At 65.5% G+C, this 15,753-nt stretch carries 14 protein-coding genes; 5 read left to right on the top strand and 9 right to left on the bottom strand.

Features of this window, described 5'->3' with window-relative positions; genetic code table 11:
• The first annotated feature begins 74 nt into the window (after window positions 1–74).
• A complete protein-coding gene (locus AC1MDG_RS09595) occupies window positions 75–1,079 on the top strand; it encodes a LacI family DNA-binding transcriptional regulator (protein ID WP_479808716.1) in 1,005 nt (334 codons plus the stop codon).
• 286 nt (window positions 1,080–1,365) lie between these two features.
• Here AC1MDG_RS09595 and AC1MDG_RS09590 read toward each other — a convergent pair whose 3' ends face one another.
• Entirely contained in the window at window positions 1,366–1,593 is a 228-nt protein-coding gene (locus tag AC1MDG_RS09590; protein ID WP_479808715.1) for a hypothetical protein, read from the bottom strand.
• 165 nt (window positions 1,594–1,758) lie between these two features.
• On the opposite strand from AC1MDG_RS09590, the gene AC1MDG_RS09585 reads away from it, so the two are divergent.
• The gene (locus tag AC1MDG_RS09585) at window positions 1,759–2,136 is read left to right on the top strand and encodes a hypothetical protein (RefSeq protein ID WP_479808714.1); all 378 of its coding nucleotides are present in this window, start codon (window positions 1,759–1,761) and stop codon (window positions 2,134–2,136) included.
• Window positions 2,137–2,553: 417 nt separating this feature from the next.
• Window positions 2,554–3,588, top strand: a complete 1,035-nt coding sequence (locus tag AC1MDG_RS09580; RefSeq protein ID WP_479808713.1) for an AAA family ATPase — start codon at window positions 2,554–2,556, stop codon at window positions 3,586–3,588.
• Between the two features lie 331 nt (window positions 3,589–3,919).
• On the opposite strand, the gene AC1MDG_RS09575 is transcribed toward AC1MDG_RS09580, so the two are convergent.
• From AC1MDG_RS09575 to AC1MDG_RS09540, 8 genes are all read right to left on the bottom strand, one after another.
• On the bottom strand, window positions 3,920–5,731 hold the full coding sequence (locus AC1MDG_RS09575) for an FAD-dependent oxidoreductase (RefSeq protein WP_479808711.1): 1,812 nt from the start codon (window positions 5,729–5,731) through the stop codon (window positions 3,920–3,922).
• 13 nt (window positions 5,732–5,744) lie between these two features.
• A complete protein-coding gene (locus AC1MDG_RS09570) occupies window positions 5,745–6,584 on the bottom strand; it encodes an aldo/keto reductase (RefSeq protein ID WP_479808710.1) in 840 nt (279 codons plus the stop codon).
• On the bottom strand, window positions 6,581–7,450 hold the full coding sequence (locus tag AC1MDG_RS09565; protein ID WP_479808708.1) for a sugar phosphate isomerase/epimerase family protein: 870 nt from the start codon (window positions 7,448–7,450) through the stop codon (window positions 6,581–6,583). Before AC1MDG_RS09565 ends, AC1MDG_RS09570 begins: the two co-directional genes overlap by 4 nt.
• Before the next feature lie 166 nt (window positions 7,451–7,616).
• On the bottom strand, window positions 7,617–8,741 hold the full coding sequence (locus AC1MDG_RS09560) for a Gfo/Idh/MocA family protein (RefSeq protein WP_479808706.1): 1,125 nt from the start codon (window positions 8,739–8,741) through the stop codon (window positions 7,617–7,619).
• A gap of 67 nt (window positions 8,742–8,808) precedes the next feature.
• Window positions 8,809–9,546, bottom strand: a complete 738-nt coding sequence (locus AC1MDG_RS09555; RefSeq protein ID WP_082049647.1) for an SDR family NAD(P)-dependent oxidoreductase — start codon at window positions 9,544–9,546, stop codon at window positions 8,809–8,811.
• Window positions 9,547–9,548: 2 nt separating this feature from the next.
• Window positions 9,549–10,457, bottom strand: coding sequence for a shikimate dehydrogenase (locus AC1MDG_RS09550; RefSeq protein WP_479808704.1), 909 nt, complete (start codon window positions 10,455–10,457; stop codon window positions 9,549–9,551).
• Window positions 10,454–11,866 (bottom strand): MFS transporter, encoded by a 1,413-nt coding sequence (locus AC1MDG_RS09545; RefSeq protein ID WP_479808702.1) that lies wholly within the window; start codon window positions 11,864–11,866, stop codon window positions 10,454–10,456. Before AC1MDG_RS09545 ends, AC1MDG_RS09550 begins: the two co-directional genes overlap by 4 nt.
• Window positions 11,867–12,038: 172 nt before the next feature.
• A complete protein-coding gene (locus AC1MDG_RS09540; RefSeq protein ID WP_479808700.1) occupies window positions 12,039–12,941 on the bottom strand; it encodes a LysR substrate-binding domain-containing protein in 903 nt (300 codons plus the stop codon).
• Between the two features lie 97 nt (window positions 12,942–13,038).
• Between AC1MDG_RS09540 and AC1MDG_RS09535 the strand changes: the two genes are divergently transcribed.
• A complete protein-coding gene (locus tag AC1MDG_RS09535) occupies window positions 13,039–13,329 on the top strand; it encodes a LysR family transcriptional regulator (RefSeq protein WP_479809065.1) in 291 nt (96 codons plus the stop codon).
• Window positions 13,330–13,874: 545 nt separating this feature from the next.
• Window positions 13,875–15,629 carry an FAD-dependent oxidoreductase gene (locus AC1MDG_RS09530; protein WP_479808698.1) on the top strand — a complete coding sequence of 585 codons (1,755 nt, stop codon included), beginning with the start codon at window positions 13,875–13,877 and terminating at the stop codon, window positions 15,627–15,629.
• The last annotated feature ends 124 nt before the right edge of the window (window positions 15,630–15,753 follow it).

The raw sequence follows: 15,753 nt of genomic DNA, 5'->3' as shown, positions 1-15,753 counted from the left end.
TAGTCGCTCCATGGTGGCATGTCGAGGATGGCCATGTCTAGATCGTTCTATACTGATCCGGTCGAGGAGGAAGAATGACGGAACAGCAGCGTCGCCCAACCCTGATGGACGTGGCCCGCGTGGCCGGGGTCTCACGGGCACTGGTCTCCATCGTGATGCGCGGCGCGGCCGGCGCGTCAGAACCCACCCGACAGAAAGTCCTGGAGGCGGCCCGCGAACTCGGCTACCGGCCGGATTCCCGGGCTCGGCTGCTGCGCAGCAGCCGGACCAAACTCCTGGGCCTAAGCTTCTCCAGCTCCCAGCCCTTCCACGCGGAAATAGTCGACGCCGCCTATGCCGCAGCGTCAAAAAAAGGCTATGAAATAGTCCTCAGTGCGGTGGCCAACGGCCGGCCCGAAACACGCGCCATTGAGGCCCTCCTGGATTTCGGCTCCGAAGCCCTCATCCTGATCTCTCCCACGCTCAGCAGCCAAGAGCTGGCCCGGTACGCCAGCCAGGTGCCCGTCGTCAGCCTCCTCCGCAACGACGTCGGCGAGCTCGTCGACTCGGTCAGCAGTGACGACCACGCCGGCATCCGGATAGCCGTTGACCACCTCACCACCCTCGGCCACCGCCGCATCGTCCACGTCGACGGCGGAACTGCAGTCTCCGCGGACCAACGCCGGGAAGCGTTCCGCACCGAGATGATGCGCCACGGCCTGGAACCCGTTACCGTGCCCGGCGGCCCAAACGAAGAGGATGGCTTGAGAGCCGGCCAGTCCCTTACAGGTGATGTGCCATCAGCCGTCATCGCCTTCAACGACAGGGCAGCCCTCGGCGTCATTGAAAGTCTCCGGGCAAACGGACTGCAGGTACCTACGGACGTATCCGTCCTAGGCTACGACGACAGCCAATTCGCCCGCCTCAGCTACGTACAGCTCTCCTCCATCAGCCAGGACGCCCCGCTCCTTGCCGCCGCAGCCGTGGACCGCGCCGTCGACCGGATAGAGGGCACCCAGGCGCCAGCCCATCTTGTCAGGACACCCCATCTGGTCCTCCGCAAAACCACAGGACATCCCGCCCCGCAGATGCAGCCCTAGTTGGTCCAGTATCGAGAACTGACCGCCAGCTCCGGCATTTGACGCGCAGGAAGTCCCGGCACCGCATGCCGGGCGATTTCGTAGGCTTTACTGGTGGCCGGGCACCGTCAGCAGACCATGAAGGAAGGACGTTGTTCCGTTCTTTTTTGTGCGCTTTCGACGGCTCTCCTTGTAGATCCTGGACCACATGCTCGCGGTGCCGTAGATGTCCCGGCAGACGTGCAATCCAAACAGGAACAAGAAAACGGGGCTCCGCCGATTCCCAGGCCAACCCACCTCGCCTGTGTCACGACGCCGAGAAGAAAGGCCCCCAAGAAAAGCGCGATGAAGCACCAGAAGAAAGCCCTTGCCGGTTGAGGCATTTCAGTAGAGCGCCGAGCGCCGCGGACGATTCGACGTCGCTGGCGGGTGCGGCGAACACCGGCAAAAGCTCCGCCGCCGGACCTTGATCATCAGCAGCGGGCACCCCGGCCGGACCCGCATTACCCGGCGCGCCAATAGTCAATCGCGCCATTGCAGCTCCCCTTGAAACGTCCTTCAAGCCCAGGGTAGGCCCGAGGTCATGCGTGCCGGAGCGGATGGAACATGACGTTCCGCCAGACCCTACTTCCGCCCCCTTGCGGTCGCTAGGATTGGAAGGGCGGGAAGACCGCCCAGTTAGTTGCGTGGAGGCAACATCATGACGCGAAGCAACGAGTTTGACGAGAGCGCCGCCGAGCCGAGCGGCGGGCAAAAGCCGGGGGACGAAGAGGTCCGTGGCCGCTATGTTGAGGGCAGTTACGGCAAGGGCGGCACTGAGGCGGGCCGTCAGGCTGGTGATGACGAAGGCCAGTACACGGAAGGCGATTACGGTGCAGCCGGGGGCGAGGGAGCCCTGGCCCCGTCCCCGGATGAAGGTGCAGAGGACGCAGGGCGCTTTGTTGAGGCCGACTACGGCACCGCCGGAACGGTTAAAGGCCGTACCGCAGGGACGAAACCCGGCCAATACACCGAGGGCGACTACGGTCCGGACGGAGCCGTGGGCCGCGAACGCAAAGGCGGAGCAGAAAAAGAGTGACGACACATCTGATCTGAAGCCGCCAACTCCACCGCCTTTGATGGGGCCGTGGAGTCGCCGGTTGAGCGTCACCTGGTCCAGTTCTGGAAGGAACCACCATCACCGACACATCGCTGAGCGATGGCGTGAACAGCCGGATCGGGCCGGGACATTCCGGTGATCGTTGTCGTAGCTGTTCTTGGAGACGATCTTTCCGCCCTGGTTCTTGATGGCATGCTCCCCTTGTCGCCCTGGGCAGCGTCCCGACCTGCAGCTTCTGCCTCATCCTTGGTGCCGTAGTCAGCACCGAAAGCACGGCCAGTGCCCGCACTATCCAACGGAGACTGCCTGTACCTCGTGAATACTACGACCAAAAGGGAGTTGACACTGGTGGGGCCACCCCCATCCCGGTCGGGAATCGAGTACTACAGTGGATGTATGGCTGCCAGCCGCAATCCGCTCGACGACCTGAGAGAAACCATCGGCCACCTGGCCGATCAGGTCAGGCTGCACGGTTCGGAGCGCGTTGACGACCTGGTCGGCGATCTCATCGGCGCGAGGCCCGGGCCGGCCCGGCCGCTGTCCGAGGTGCAGGCCGAGCTCGACGCACTGGTCGGTCTGGAAACCGTGAAGGAACAGGTGCGGGCGCTCGTCGCACTGCTCCAGGTTCAGGCCCGCCGTAAGATGCACGGCCTGCCGGAGGTGGCCACATCACAGCATCTGGTGTTCCTGGGAAACCCGGGCACGGGCAAGACCACCGTGGCGCGGCTCCTGGCCGAGATGTACCGCGCGGTCGGTCTGCTGCAGAAAGGCCACCTGGTCGAGGTCGACCGTTCGGGCCTGGTGGGGCAGTACGTCGGCGCGACCGCCATCAAGACGGACCGGGTGATCCGGCGTGCGCTGGACGGCGTCCTGTTCATCGACGAGGCCTACGCGCTGGCCCCGGAGGACGGCCGGACGGACTTCGGCCCCGAGGCGATCGAGGTCCTGCTCAAGCGGATGGAGGACCACCGCCACCGCCTGGTCGTGATCGTGGCCGGGTACCCGCGGCTGATGGAGTCCTTCTTGCTCTCGAACCCCGGACTGCGCTCCCGGTTCGCCCGCGAGATCACGTTCCCCGACTACTCCGTCGACGCGCTCCAGACGATCTTCCACCAGATGCTGGCCCAGCACGAGTACAGGCTGGAGCCAGGTGCGGACCAGATGCTGCGACGCATCCTCACCGGGCTCCACGCGGGCGAGGACTCCGGCAACGCACGGTTCGCCCGCACGCTGTTCGAGCAGGCGCTCAACCGTCAGGCGCTGCGGCTGTCGCTCGACCAGGAACGAAGTCTCGACGCGCTCGATCGTGAGGCCGTCATGACGCTCACCGCGGACGACATCCTCCAGGCCGCGCTGGCCTTGGGCGAGGAGCCGGAACCGGAACCGACGCCGGAACCGGAGCAGTCACGCTGGTGGCGCTGGCTGGCCTGACCGGATCTGAGGAGGATCGTCGAAGAGAATGCGGCTTGGTCATCTCGTCACCACAACCCTCGACCATGAATGAGTGACGGCCAACAACTGGCCACCGGAACAGCCAAATATGACGGCACATACCCCGGATTCCAGCAGGCGCAGGCCCACAGGCCAGGATCCTAACTCCGCCCACCCCACAACCCAATAGGCGACCGCGGCGCCAGCCACAGACCGCGGACAACGTCAGAGGGACCCGCGAAGGGTCAATGTCCACACATTAAAGCAAAAACCTCTCTGACGAGGGGTTATGCGTGCCCGAGGTGGGACTCGAACCGGGTTCCAGGCCTTGCTAATTCAAACTCGGCTGCTTGACCGTCGCATCGTTGTTTCCGGCGCGTTCTTCCGGGGCCCGGGTGCCGTCATCTTCGTAGTGTGTCGCGTTTGCGATGTCGCGGCCGGCAATGTAACCGAAGGTCAGCGCCGGCCCCAGGTTGATGCCCCCGGCGGGGTAGTGCCCGCCCATGACGGAGGCCTGGTCATTGCCCGCGACGTACAGGCCGCTGATGGGCCGGCCCTGGTTGTCCAGGACCCGCGCTCTTGAATCGGCTGCGAGCCCGGCGAAGGTCCCGAAGGATCCCGGGACAATCCTGACGGCGTAGAACGGCCCCTTGTCCAGCGGCCGCAGCGAGGGGTTCGGGGTGTTCTTGGGATCCCCGCCGTAGCGGTTGAATTCGCTGACGCCCCGGTCGAAGTCGGGATCGATGCCCTTGCGGGCGTTGTCATTGAACTCTGCGACGGTCGCGGCAAGTCCTTGCGGATCGATGCCGCAGGCAGCGGCAAGTTCCTCGAGCGTGTTGCCCTTCTTCAGGTAACCGGACCGCAGGTAGGGGAACACCGGCACGGGAAGCGGCTTAGCCATGCCCAACGGGAACTTGCGCACGAACGCTGCGTCGGCGATCTGCCAGGCCTCCACCGGCTCACCCTCAGGGGTGGCCTTGAGCAGGCCCTCGACGTAGTCGTAGTAGCCGTTGGCCTCGTTGACGAACCGCTTGCCGTCCCGGCGGACACCGATGCTGCCCGGCTTGGCCCGGTCCATGATGTGCGGGAAGGTTCCCGTGCGTCCGTTGCGGTACGGGACCAGCGAGACCGGGCACCAGGCGGCCGGGGACTCCACGTCCGTCTCGAATCGGGCGCCCACTTCCTGCGCCATGGTGATGCCGTCGCCGGTGGTTTCCTTCGGCGCAAGTGTCCAATGCTCCCGGCCGGTGGGCGTCTTGGGGAACAGCGCCTTGCGGCGGGAGACGTCGTTGGGGAAGCCGCCGGCGGCCAGGACGACGCCGCGGGAAGCGTTGATCTGCAGCTCGCCTTCCGGGGAACTTACGACGGCGCCCGTCACCTTCCCGGATGCGTCGGTCAGCAGGTGCTTGGCCGGGGTGGAGACGCGGATCTCCACGCCCAGGTCATCGGCGGACTTCAGCAGCCGGCCCGTGAGCGCAGTGCCGTTGACCAGCTGCATGTTGCGCCGGTGAGTCACCAAGTCCAGGATGTGGAAGCCCACCCGCCAGCCTGCGTGGAAGATTCCCTTGATGTTGCCTTGGGAGGCCGAGAGGAATTTGGTCAGGTCCGGGCCTGCCATGATGCCCATGCCCAGGAACGAGGTTTCGTAGAGCTGGTGCCGCATCTTAGCGCGGAGTTCCGGCTTGATTTTGCGTGCGTTGAACGGTTTGGGCCCCACCGACCGGTGGCCGGTACCCGCGCCGGGAGTGCTGCCGTAGATGTCCTTGATCTTGGTTCCCGGTACAAACTGGAGACTGGTCTTGTCCTGGAAGAAGCCCACCATGTGCGGGACCGCCTCCAGGAATGCCTCCACCCTGTCTTCCTGGTAGTTCCTGCCCAGCCGGTGGCGAAGGTAGGTGCGGAACAGTTCGCGGTCCTCGTTGACGCCATCGGCTTTGGCCAGCGGGTTGCCAGGGGTCCAGGCCCACCCGCCGGACCAGGACGTCGCGCCGCCGCAGACGTCGGCCTTTTCAACAACCACTACTTTCAGTCCGTGATAGGCGGCGGTCACGGCCGCAGACAGACCACCCGCGCCGGAGCCGACTACCAGGACATCGCAGTCCAGGCTCGGGAGGGCAGATGAAGGATTTGCTGGTGCATTCATGTTCGGTGCTTTCTCAGTGGAAGTAGGTGTCGGAGTCCAGGCGCGGCGGGGCACCGGTTTCGAGTGCATCAATCGCAGCCATGTGCTGCTGGGTCAGGGCGAAACTGAAGACGTCCAGGTTCTCCCGTTGGCGTTGGCTGTCCGCGGATTTCGGCACCGCCACGCGGCCGTGCTGCACGTGCCAGCGCAGGACGATCTGGGCCGGTGTCTTGCCAAGCTCCCTGGCAGGGTCGCGCACAGCCGTCTGCTCCAGGAAACTCCCGTTGCGGCCCAAAGGGCTGTAGGCGGCAGTGACTATTCCGTGCTCGCGGTGGTACGCCAGTTGGGCCGGTTGGCCGTGCTCGGGATCAACCTGTACCTGGTTCAGCGGGACCTCCATGCCGGCCTCCTGAACGGCCTGCAGATGCGCCGGTTTGAAGTTTGAGACGCCCCAGGCCCTGATGGAGCCGTCGTCAACGAGGTCCTGCAAGCCTTCGCAGGCGTCAACGAACCGCCCCTGGGCGGGGTTGGGCCAGTGAACCAGGAACAGGTCCAGGTAGTCGGTTCCGAGCCGCCGCGCCGCCCGGCCGAAGGCATTGCGTACTCCGCTCCGGTTGTGCCACTGGGTGTTGAACTTAGTGGTGAGGAACAGGTCACCGCGGTCGATGCCGCTGCGGCGGATGCCCTCCCCCACGGCGGCCTCGTTGGCGTAGTTCTCGGCTGTGTCGATGTGCCGGTAGCCGTTGCCGATGGCCTGGTTCACGGCCGCGGCGGCGTCCTCACCCGTCAGGGGCCAGGTTCCCAGGCCGATAAGCGGGATTTGCACACCCGGAGTAAGTTCCGTCGTCGTGATCTCTGCGGTGGTGCCGCTCATTTCGCCCCTGCCGTGTCAAGAGTTCCGGTCAGCTGCACGCTGGCTGCCTGGGCCAGCACGGCGTCCACCCCGGATTTGAGCCGGCGCGCCCACCCCAGCTCGCCGAGTTCCGCCACGCGCCGGTCCGAAGGGGCCTCCGCACTGACCGGAAGGCCGGCCGGAAGTGCGGCAACCGCCGCCACGAGGCCGAACTGGCCCTCGCCGGGAACGCCCCGCTCCGAGCGGGATTCGGTGACCAGTCCCTCGCGGGTGCCTGGCCGTTCCGCCGGGCCGTCGCACAGCTGCAGGAGCGGCACGAGGTCTGTGTTGGCGCGCAGCTCCGCCCACTGATCGGCCGCGCCCGGACCGTTGTAGCGGTTGAAGTGCAGGGTGTCCACCACGATCCGGCAGCCCGCCTGGCGGGCGATGTCCGCGGCCTGGGCGATCGAGGCGACGGGCTGGTAGGAGATCGCCTCCAGAGTGGGGGTGATCCCGAAACCGCGGCCGTCCTCGGTCATCCGGGCCAGCGTGCCGACCAGTCGGGCGCTGTCCGGATCGGCACCGGCCACGGTGAGGGAGCTTGCCCCCAGGGCTTGGCCCGCCTCCATCATGCGCAGCCATGCTTCGCGCTGGTCGCTGCCGTCCAGCAGCAGGAATTCGATATCCCGCACGGTCACGCCCGTGTCCGCCATCCTCAACAGCGTCTCGCGCAGCATCGTTGACCCCGGCTGCATGTCGTAGGGGCGTTCCGCCGGTGTCACGGGGCGCACCCGGGCGCCAACGAAATCAAAGCCTGCCTGGGCGGCGATTCCCACCAGTTCAGGCGGGGCGGTGTTCAGCAGGGACAGCTGGGCCAGGCCGACGGGCCTGTGCGCGTTTTCGGTCATGACTTTACTCCGTTCAGGCTCAGTTCGTTGTGTGGGGTGGCCCCGGCCGTCAGGAGAGAGGCGATCCGCGTGCTGCGTCGTAGCGGAGGGTTCGTGGGGTGCGGCCGTTGCGGCCCAGTGCTAGGGGGTGGGCGGCGTAGCGTGTGTCCTGTTCCATTACTGTTCCTTAGCCGACAATCTGTGCGAGGGGTCGTGTGCTTTCAGGCAGCGGGGCGAAGCGGACCGGGAGACCTGTACGGGATGATTCGTAGACCGCCAGCAGTATCCGTAGGGCTTTCGTCGCGTCTTGGCCGGTGATGGCCGGTTCTCCGCCGCCGCGCATACTCCGGACAAAGTCCCGGACTTGGGCAGTGTGGTGCGGGATGAGCTGGCCGTTGATCGTGGTGAGACTGACGTTCGGGTCAACTCCTTCAGGGTAGACGGGCTCGGTGCTGATGGTCCCGGCCACTGCCCACAGGTCCACGCGCCCGTCGCTGCCTTCCGGGAATTCGGTCAGGGAAGCGGAGGCTCCGGTTTCCCCCGTGACCCGGATCTGCACGCCCAGGCTCGGGGACACCGCCGTCGACGCTTCGAGGGTGGCCATGGCCCCGGAGGTGAACGTGATGACGGCGGTTGCCGAGTCTTCCACTTCGATGTGCTCGCCGTGCTTGTAGGTGTTGATTTTCCCGTAGACCTCGGCCACGTCACCCATAAACCACTGCAGCAGGTCGATGTAGTGGATGGCCTGGGTCATCAGCACCCCGCCGCCGTCGTTGGCCCAGGTTCCGCGCCAGGCGTCGCGGGAGTAGTACTCCGGGTCCCGGTGCAGCATCACCGAGCACTGGCCCATGATGGGCCGGCCAAGCGTGCCATCGTCGATCGCTGCGCGGATGCGCTGGGCGGCCGGCCAGAACCGGCGCTGAAAGAGGACACCGAGTTTCACGCCGGCGTCATCGCAGGCCTTCACCATGCGCTCCGCGGACGCCAGGTCAGTGGCGATGGGCTTTTCGCAGAGCACGTGGACTCCTGCGGCGGCGGCCTGCAGCACCACGTCCTCGTGGGTGGGGTGCGGGGTGCAGACCGCGACGATGTCCAGGTCCAGCGCCAGGAGCTCCTGGACCGTGTTGACAGCTGCAGGGATTCCCCAGGCTTCGGCGGTGTCCCGGGCGCGCTGGAGATCGATGTCGCAGACGCCCACGATGACGACGTCGTCAAGGGCGCGGAACGCCTCGAGGTGGTTGCGGGAGATCGCCCCGCATCCCGCAATTCCAATGCGGAGGGGGCGGGCGGTGACAGGTGATGGGGTGATCATCAACAGGTGCCATCTTTCTGGTGCTGGTAGGAAATTGTGGTGCGGTCCGGCAAAGGCTGGTGCGGGGCTAGTAGGTGGCCCGGCCGCCGGACAGGTCGAAGACGGAGCCGGTGGTGTAGGACGCCGCCGGTGAAACGATGAATTCGATGAGCGCGGCCGCTTCGGCCGGCGTCCCGAACCTGCCCATCGGGATCTTGGCGGCCTGGGCCGCCTGCTGTTCTTCCGGCACTTCCGCGAAAAGCGGGGTCACCACATTGCCCGGGGCGAGGGCATTGACGGTGACGCCGGACAATGCGAACTCCTTGGCCAGTGACTTGACCAGGCCCAGGATCCCGGCCTTGCTGGCAGAGTAGGCGGGCATGTTGACCACGCCTTCCTTGCCCGCCGTCGAAGAGATGTGGAGCAGGCGGCCGTAGCCTGCTTCGGCCATCCCCGGCAGGACGGCCTGCGAGACAATGAACGCCCCTGTCAGGTTGATCTTCATGATGCGTTCGAAATCTTCCACCGAAGTGGCGGCTGCCGGGGCCACGGGACCCAGGATGCCCGCGCAGTTCACCACCGCGTCGAGCCCGCCCATCTCCTGGGCCGCCGCGGAGACGGCCGCCGCAACCGATGCCGGGTCGGTGACGTCCATGGCGAGTGAGGTGCCTGGTCCGCCCGGCCAAGTGGCCGAGCGCAGGTCCGCACCCGTCACCGCGGCGCCGGACGCCCTGAGGCGTGCCGCCGTCGCACGTCCGATGCCGCTGGCCGCCCCGATGACGAGGCAGCGGGATTCGGCCATGGTGCTCGGTGCCTGGGAATCCATAGCTAGCTGATCGCCTGTCGAAACGTGGCCAGCATGCGCTCGGCGTCGGCGGGGATGCCGGTGAAGAGCTCGAAGGCGGCGGCGGCCTGACCCACCACCATGCGTCCGCCGTCGAGCACGGCACAGCCCTTGCCGCGGGCTGCCTTGATCAGTTCGGTTTCAAGCGGCCGGTAGATCACGTCCGCCACCCACAACCCGGGGTGGATCAGGCCGGGATCCACGGGAACACCGGGGTGGCCTGTCATGCCGACGGGTGTTGAGTTCACCAGCCCGTCTGCTTCCCGGATGCTTCTGGCAACAGCATCCGTGCGGGTCACCGAGAGCTGGCTGTCCGGGAAGTGCGGGGCCAGACGGGCGGCCAGGGCTTCGGCTCGGGCCGGCTCGATGTCCGCGATGACCAGGTGCCGGGTTCCGGTGCTGAGTAGGCCGAAGGCCACTGCTGCGCCAGCTCCCCCGGCACCGATCTGTACCACTGAGCCGGTCGCGGCGGACGGGAGGCCGGCCCGGAGTCCGCCGATGAAGCCGGTGTGGTCCGTGTTGTGGCCTACGGCCTTGCCGTCGTGAAAGGTGATGGTGTTGACGGCGCCGAGGATCCGGGCTTCAGGCGAAAGCTCGTCCAGGCCGTCCTGCACCAGTTGCTTGCTTGGGTGGGTGACGTTCAGGCCGTCGAATCCGAGATCGGCTGCATGCCGGACCAGCGCCGCGGACCTTTCTGCGGGTTGTCCGATGGCGTCCAGGTCGATGATGCGGTAGGTGTAGGCAAGGCCCAGCCGGTCGGCTTCGGCTTCGTGCAGGCCCGGGGTGAGCGATCCGCGGATACCGGAGCCGAGCAAACCAACCACGAACCGATGGCTGATATCGGCTTCACGCGGCCGGAATGCCCAGGTGCCCGGCATGGTCTGCTGGCTCATGCCCGCGCCCGGTCTGCAACCGTGGAAGCGTCGTCGGCCGTGCTGGACTGCCGTGCTGAGGCCTCAGGGGTGACGGACGACGCCGCGTGGCGCCGCGGGTCGGTCTTCTTCAGTCCCAGCAGGGCCGTCGGAGTCTTGAACGTCTCAGGTGCCAGCAGCGCTGCGACGGCGGAGATGGCGCAGGCCACGGCGGCGAACGTTGCGACCGGAACCCAGTTGGCTTTGTCGCCGCCGATCAGCAGCTCGGAAATGACCGGCGCGAATCCTGCCAGCAGGAGTCCGAACATCAGGCTAATGGCCATACCGGAGTAGCGGACCTTGACCGGGAACTGCTCCGGGAAGAATGCGGGGTAGATGGAGTTCGACCCGGTGTACGCAACCCCGATCAGCAGGATGCCGGTCACAAAGATCAGCGGCACATTCGCCGCCGACAGGGCCGAGAAGAACACGAAGATCATCACTATCTGCAGCACCAGACCGGTGACGAAGACGGGTTTACGCCCGATCCGGTCCGAGAGGATGCCGGCCAGCGGGCCCATGGCCACGGCGGTGAGGTTGGCCACTGCGATTACGGTCAGCATCAGCCCCTTTTCAACGCCGATCACGGAGGTGGCGTAGGACAACGCAAAGACATTGATGATGGTGTTGATGATAGTAAACAGAGACATTGCGGTGACCCGGATGACGGTAACCCAGTGGTGCCGGAACAGGGTGACAATCGGAACCTTGACCACTTCATCCTGCGCTTTGACGTCGGCGAAGACCGGCGGCTCCTCCAGGAGCCGCCGGAGCACAAAGGCGATGACCGTCACCACTGCGCTGGCGAGGAACGGGACGCGCCAGCCCCAGGCAAGCAGCTGGTCCTCGGGCATGGATGCCACGGGAATGAATACGAGCGTGGAGAGCACGATGCCGAACATGATGCCGCTCATCGTCCAGCTGGTGTAGAAAGCGCGCTTCCTGTCCGGTGCGTGCTCGAGCGTGAGGGAACTTGACCCCGGCGATTCGCCGCCGGCGGAGAGTCCCTGCAGGAGCCGGAGAGCCACGATGAGGATCGGAGCTGCCATTCCAATGTCGTTGTAGGTGGGGAGGCAGCCGATCAGGAAGGTTGAGGCACCCATCAGCAGGAGAGTGAGCAGCAGGACCTTCTTTCGGCCGAACTTGTCGCCGAGGTGGCCACAGATCACTGCACCAAGGGGGCGTGCGATATATGCGACGCCTACTGTTGCGAATGACAGGAGCATTGCCGAAGGACCCGGGGCGAAGAACAGCTTGCCGAAGATCAGCGCTGCGGCTGAGCCAAAGATAAAGAAGTCATAGTACTCAAGTGCGCTGCCCACGAACCCCGAAACTGCTGCGATTTTCGCATTGTTCTTGGGGCGTGCTGGCGCCGATGTCGACACTGACATGGTGTTCCCTTCAGGTAACGGGACCGTTCCGGGGCTCTTGGGGTGGGCCGGGCTGCGAAACGGTTTGCCGCGCTATGCGGCTTCTCCCTCCAGTGTGGCTGCGACCACTTAGCTTGTCCACGACTAAAATCATCTATCACTATGCTGTAATTCGACTATATCCAGCGGATGATTAGTTGGGGATCTTAGGAAAGATCTCCTCGACAACGGCGAGCACCGCCGCCAGCACAGCGGAGTCGTTTTCCTCGGACCACGCGATGGCGTGGTTCATGAAGTGCTGCGGGTGATCCAGTGCCACATACGTCGCGCCCGAGGGTATGATCCCGGCTATCCCGCTGCTCATGAGGGTCACGCCCACGCCTGCGGCCACGAAGGTCAGCACCATGTAGGGGTCCGATAATTCCTGGACTATGCGGGGGCGGAAGCCGGCCGCCATACACGAGGCGAGCATCACTTCGGTCATGGAGGACGAGCCATCCAGCGGCGGAGATATGAAGTCATCGGCCGCCAGAGCCTGCAACGGTATGGACTTCTCCTGCGCCAGCGGATGATCCAGCGGCAGCACCGCCCCGATTTCCTCCCTTGCGACCAACCGCGTCATCACCGAGGGAACCGGAGTATCGGGAAGGCCCACGAAGGCAACGTCCAGGGTGCCGTTCGCGACGCTGGCTAACCCGTCGGCCGTGCGCACACGGCTCGTGAGGTCCATTTTGATGTCGGGGTGACGCCGGCGCACGGCACGGGTCAGCGGCGGGAGGGTCAGGTGGTTCACAGCTCCGGAGAATCCGATTCTGATGTTGCCCCGGACGCCCTCAACCTCGGCCTGGGCCGCCTCCCGGGCCAGCCGCATCTCGCGCAACACACGGTACGCGCGCGGCAGGAGGGCATACCCCGCCGGCGTTAAGGCCACGCTTCGGGTGTTGCGCTCAAAAAGGCGCGTCCCCAAGTCAGCCTCAAGCTTCCGGATCGTCTGGCTCAGCGGGGACTGTGAGGTGTGCAGGCGCTGAGCAGCACGGCCGAAGTGCAGTTCTTCGGCCACCGCAACGAACGCTTCCAGCCAACGGATCTCTGTCATGTCTTCAGAATGTACCCTTTACCTGAACATCGAAACGACAGGGGGCTGTAGCTCTTCAGGGATTACCCCACCGGACCAGCACAGGGAGCGTGCGTAAATCGGGGCATTTCCGGCCGTCGCGGAGGAGCTCCACTTCGGCGGGGCCGCCAGCCGTCTGCGCATGGCACAGTCCCCACTGAGCCAGACCATCAAGAAGCTGGCAAAAACCTCGGCGCGGACCTGTTCGAGCGCAATACCCGGGCCGTCTCACTGGCGGCCGCCGGATTGTCATTCCTGCCGCATGCCGGGAAGATCCTCGAGGAACTGGACCTTGCCCGCCGCGCGGCCACGACCGAGAGCAGCGGCACGTTTTACGGACGCCTGGGCATTGGTTTCTCGGGCGCGCTGAACCTCCTTCACAACGGCTCCCTCAATCTGCCCTTCGTAGGCCTGCCGGTGGACGTGCCCTCCCTGGCATCGAGTCGTATCGGGATTGAACCCAGCGTGGCTCCCAGCGCCGAACGAATCCGGTGATGCTAGGCACTCCCCCGCCTCAAATTAACGAAAGTCCATTAGCGGCCTCCGAAAATGTGCAGGGGAGCGCCTTCAGGAGTGTCTGGGCCGGACCTCCTCCGCGGGTCGTCCCGTCCAAAGCCCACGGTTTAGAAATGGCCACATAGCACCGTCCTCGGACGCGGAGGTCGGCGATCCAACCACCGATGAGTCACTCGGGATTTCCCTCTTCAGAAACCAGCGGCTCCGAAACGATCTGCTGGTGCCAGGTTCCTCGTCCCGGGACGACCGCGGCATGTCGGTCCAGCCCGTCAGACCCAGACTATTCTTGTTTTGCACATAATCAGTAACCTAATTAGTCATAGACGCTACATTGTATGGCGCCCATAATGAGGAGGACATACAGCACGTGACGCACACAGATGTGCGCGAAGGAGAGACATGAAAACGCCCCTGTCGGACAATTGGGATCAGGAAGTGGACCTTTTGGTGCTCGGTACTGGAGCGGCGGGGCTTTCAGCGGCGTTGACCGCCGCGGCCCAGGGCTCGAAAGTCCTGGTCTTGGAAAAAACCGAACTCCTCGGGGGAACCACCGCGTACTCGGCCGGGACTTGTTGGGTGCCCAACAACCGATTCCAGCGTGAAGACGGAATCCTGGACGATTACGACCGCGCCGCACGCTACCTGGACGCCGTGGTGAGCGGCAAGGCCCCGCGTGAAGGCTGGCTCGCCTATCTGGACGCCGCGCCGAAGATGCTGGACGCGATGCATGACCTCGGCGTCACCTTCCGTCGCTCCCCTGCCGTGGTCGACTACCACTCCGAACTGCCCGAGACCGGTAAGACCGGACGCGCATTGGAACCGGACCCCTTCGACGGGCGCCTGCTGGACAAGGCCGACTTCGGCCGTGTCCGTCCGCCGGTACCCGAGTTCGCTCTTCTGGGCGGGACCCTGATGTTGCGCCGCGCGGACGTGTCCGCCTTGCTCAAGCTCTACAACGGCTCGCTGGCTGAGCGCGGCAAGGCCGTGGCTCTGGCTGCACAACTCGGCCTGCGGTGGGCACTTGACCGGCTCACACGTCCGCGAGGCACGCGTCTGGTGATGGGCAACGGGCTTGTGGCCCGCATGTTCCACGAATCGCGCAAGCGCGGGGTGGAATTCCTTTTCGATGCGCAAACCACCGAACTGGTTAAGGACGGGGACCGTGTTGTCGGTGCGGTGGTTGTGCAGGACGGCAGGCGCCTGCGCATCCGTTCCCGCCAAGGCGTGGTGCTCGCCGCCGGCGGCTTCGCCCAAAACGCTGAAATGCGAAAGAAGTTGCTGCCTTCCCCCACGCCGCTCTACTCGCGGGCCGGGGAAGGTTCCACCGGAGACACGCTGTCCCTCGCCAGGGAGGCCGGTGCCGCGCTGGCCAAGGATAACGGGGAAAACGCACTGTGGTTCCCCAGCTCCATCGGACGACGAAGGGACGGTTCTCGGGTGGTCTTCCCGCACATCTGGGACCGTGCCCGTCCCGGCGTGATCGCCGTGGACTCCAACGGCTTGCGCTTCGTGGACGAATCCTGTTCCTACCACCGTTTCGTGCGGGCCATGTTCGCCTCCCCGGACGCCGCCGCGGTGCCGGCCTGGCTGGTCGTGGACTCGCGGACCTTGGCAAAGTACGGGCTGGGCATGATCACGATGCCCCACCTGCCGCGTGCGGCGCTGCGGCGCTACATCAAGGACGGTTATCTCTACGAGGCAGAGACCCTCACCGACTTAGCGGCGCAAATCGGCGTGGACGCCGCGGGCTTGGAGTCGACCGTGCAGCGTTACAACGGATTTGCCGCCACCGGCGTGGATGAGGACTTCCACAAGGGCGAGCTGCTCTTCGGTCAGGTGGCCGGGGACCCGGACCACGGGCCGAACCCGAACATCGGGCCGCTGCTGAAGGCGCCCTTTTATGCGATGGCCGTCGTGCCCACACCGCTGGCCACCGCGTACGGGGTGCTCACCGACGGAAACGGGCAGGCACTTGATACCCAGGGCAACCCGGTGCCCGGACTCTATGCCGCTGGAAACGACGCCGCGTCGGTCATGGGCTCGGAATACCCCGGCGCAGGCGTGCAGGTCGGCGCCGGCATGACCTTCGGCTGGCAGGCGGCCCGCCACGCGGCCGCCACAGCCCAGGCCACCACAGCCCAGGCCCGCGGCTAGTCTGGAGGAATTTACTCACGGGTAGGCAGGATCGCCGGCAGCCTCCCCGTGCTCTGATAGCAAGCGCTTGGTTTCCCTATCAGCCCCAGGAACGCCCGACGGCGGGACACTCCCGCCGTCGGGC

Source organism: Arthrobacter sp. AIWTK1 (assembly GCF_056680535.1).
The sequence above is the reverse complement of the archived record's forward strand: the minus strand, read 5'-3'. Positions and strand labels throughout refer to the sequence as shown.

What these genes read in the sequence shown, in the direction of transcription:
- AC1MDG_RS09595 (WP_479808716.1), top strand. Translation starts at nt 75, where the DNA reads ATGACGGAACAGCAGCGTCGCCCAACCCTGATGGACGTGGCCCGCGTG.
- AC1MDG_RS09590 (WP_479808715.1), bottom strand. Translation starts at nt 1,593, where the DNA reads ATGGCGCGATTGACTATTGGCGCGCCGGGTAATGCGGGTCCGGCCGGG.
- AC1MDG_RS09585 (WP_479808714.1), top strand. Translation starts at nt 1,759, where the DNA reads ATGACGCGAAGCAACGAGTTTGACGAGAGCGCCGCCGAGCCGAGCGGC.
- AC1MDG_RS09580 (WP_479808713.1), top strand. Translation starts at nt 2,554, where the DNA reads ATGGCTGCCAGCCGCAATCCGCTCGACGACCTGAGAGAAACCATCGGC.
- AC1MDG_RS09575 (WP_479808711.1), bottom strand. Translation starts at nt 5,731, where the DNA reads ATGAATGCACCAGCAAATCCTTCATCTGCCCTCCCGAGCCTGGACTGC.
- AC1MDG_RS09570 (WP_479808710.1), bottom strand. Translation starts at nt 6,584, where the DNA reads ATGAGCGGCACCACCGCAGAGATCACGACGACGGAACTTACTCCGGGT.
- AC1MDG_RS09565 (WP_479808708.1), bottom strand. Translation starts at nt 7,450, where the DNA reads ATGACCGAAAACGCGCACAGGCCCGTCGGCCTGGCCCAGCTGTCCCTG.
- AC1MDG_RS09560 (WP_479808706.1), bottom strand. Translation starts at nt 8,741, where the DNA reads ATGATCACCCCATCACCTGTCACCGCCCGCCCCCTCCGCATTGGAATT.
- AC1MDG_RS09555 (WP_082049647.1), bottom strand. Translation starts at nt 9,546, where the DNA reads ATGGATTCCCAGGCACCGAGCACCATGGCCGAATCCCGCTGCCTCGTC.
- AC1MDG_RS09550 (WP_479808704.1), bottom strand. Translation starts at nt 10,457, where the DNA reads ATGAGCCAGCAGACCATGCCGGGCACCTGGGCATTCCGGCCGCGTGAA.
- AC1MDG_RS09545 (WP_479808702.1), bottom strand. Translation starts at nt 11,866, where the DNA reads ATGTCAGTGTCGACATCGGCGCCAGCACGCCCCAAGAACAATGCGAAA.
- AC1MDG_RS09540 (WP_479808700.1), bottom strand. Translation starts at nt 12,941, where the DNA reads ATGACAGAGATCCGTTGGCTGGAAGCGTTCGTTGCGGTGGCCGAAGAA.
- AC1MDG_RS09530 (WP_479808698.1), top strand. Translation starts at nt 13,875, where the DNA reads ATGAAAACGCCCCTGTCGGACAATTGGGATCAGGAAGTGGACCTTTTG.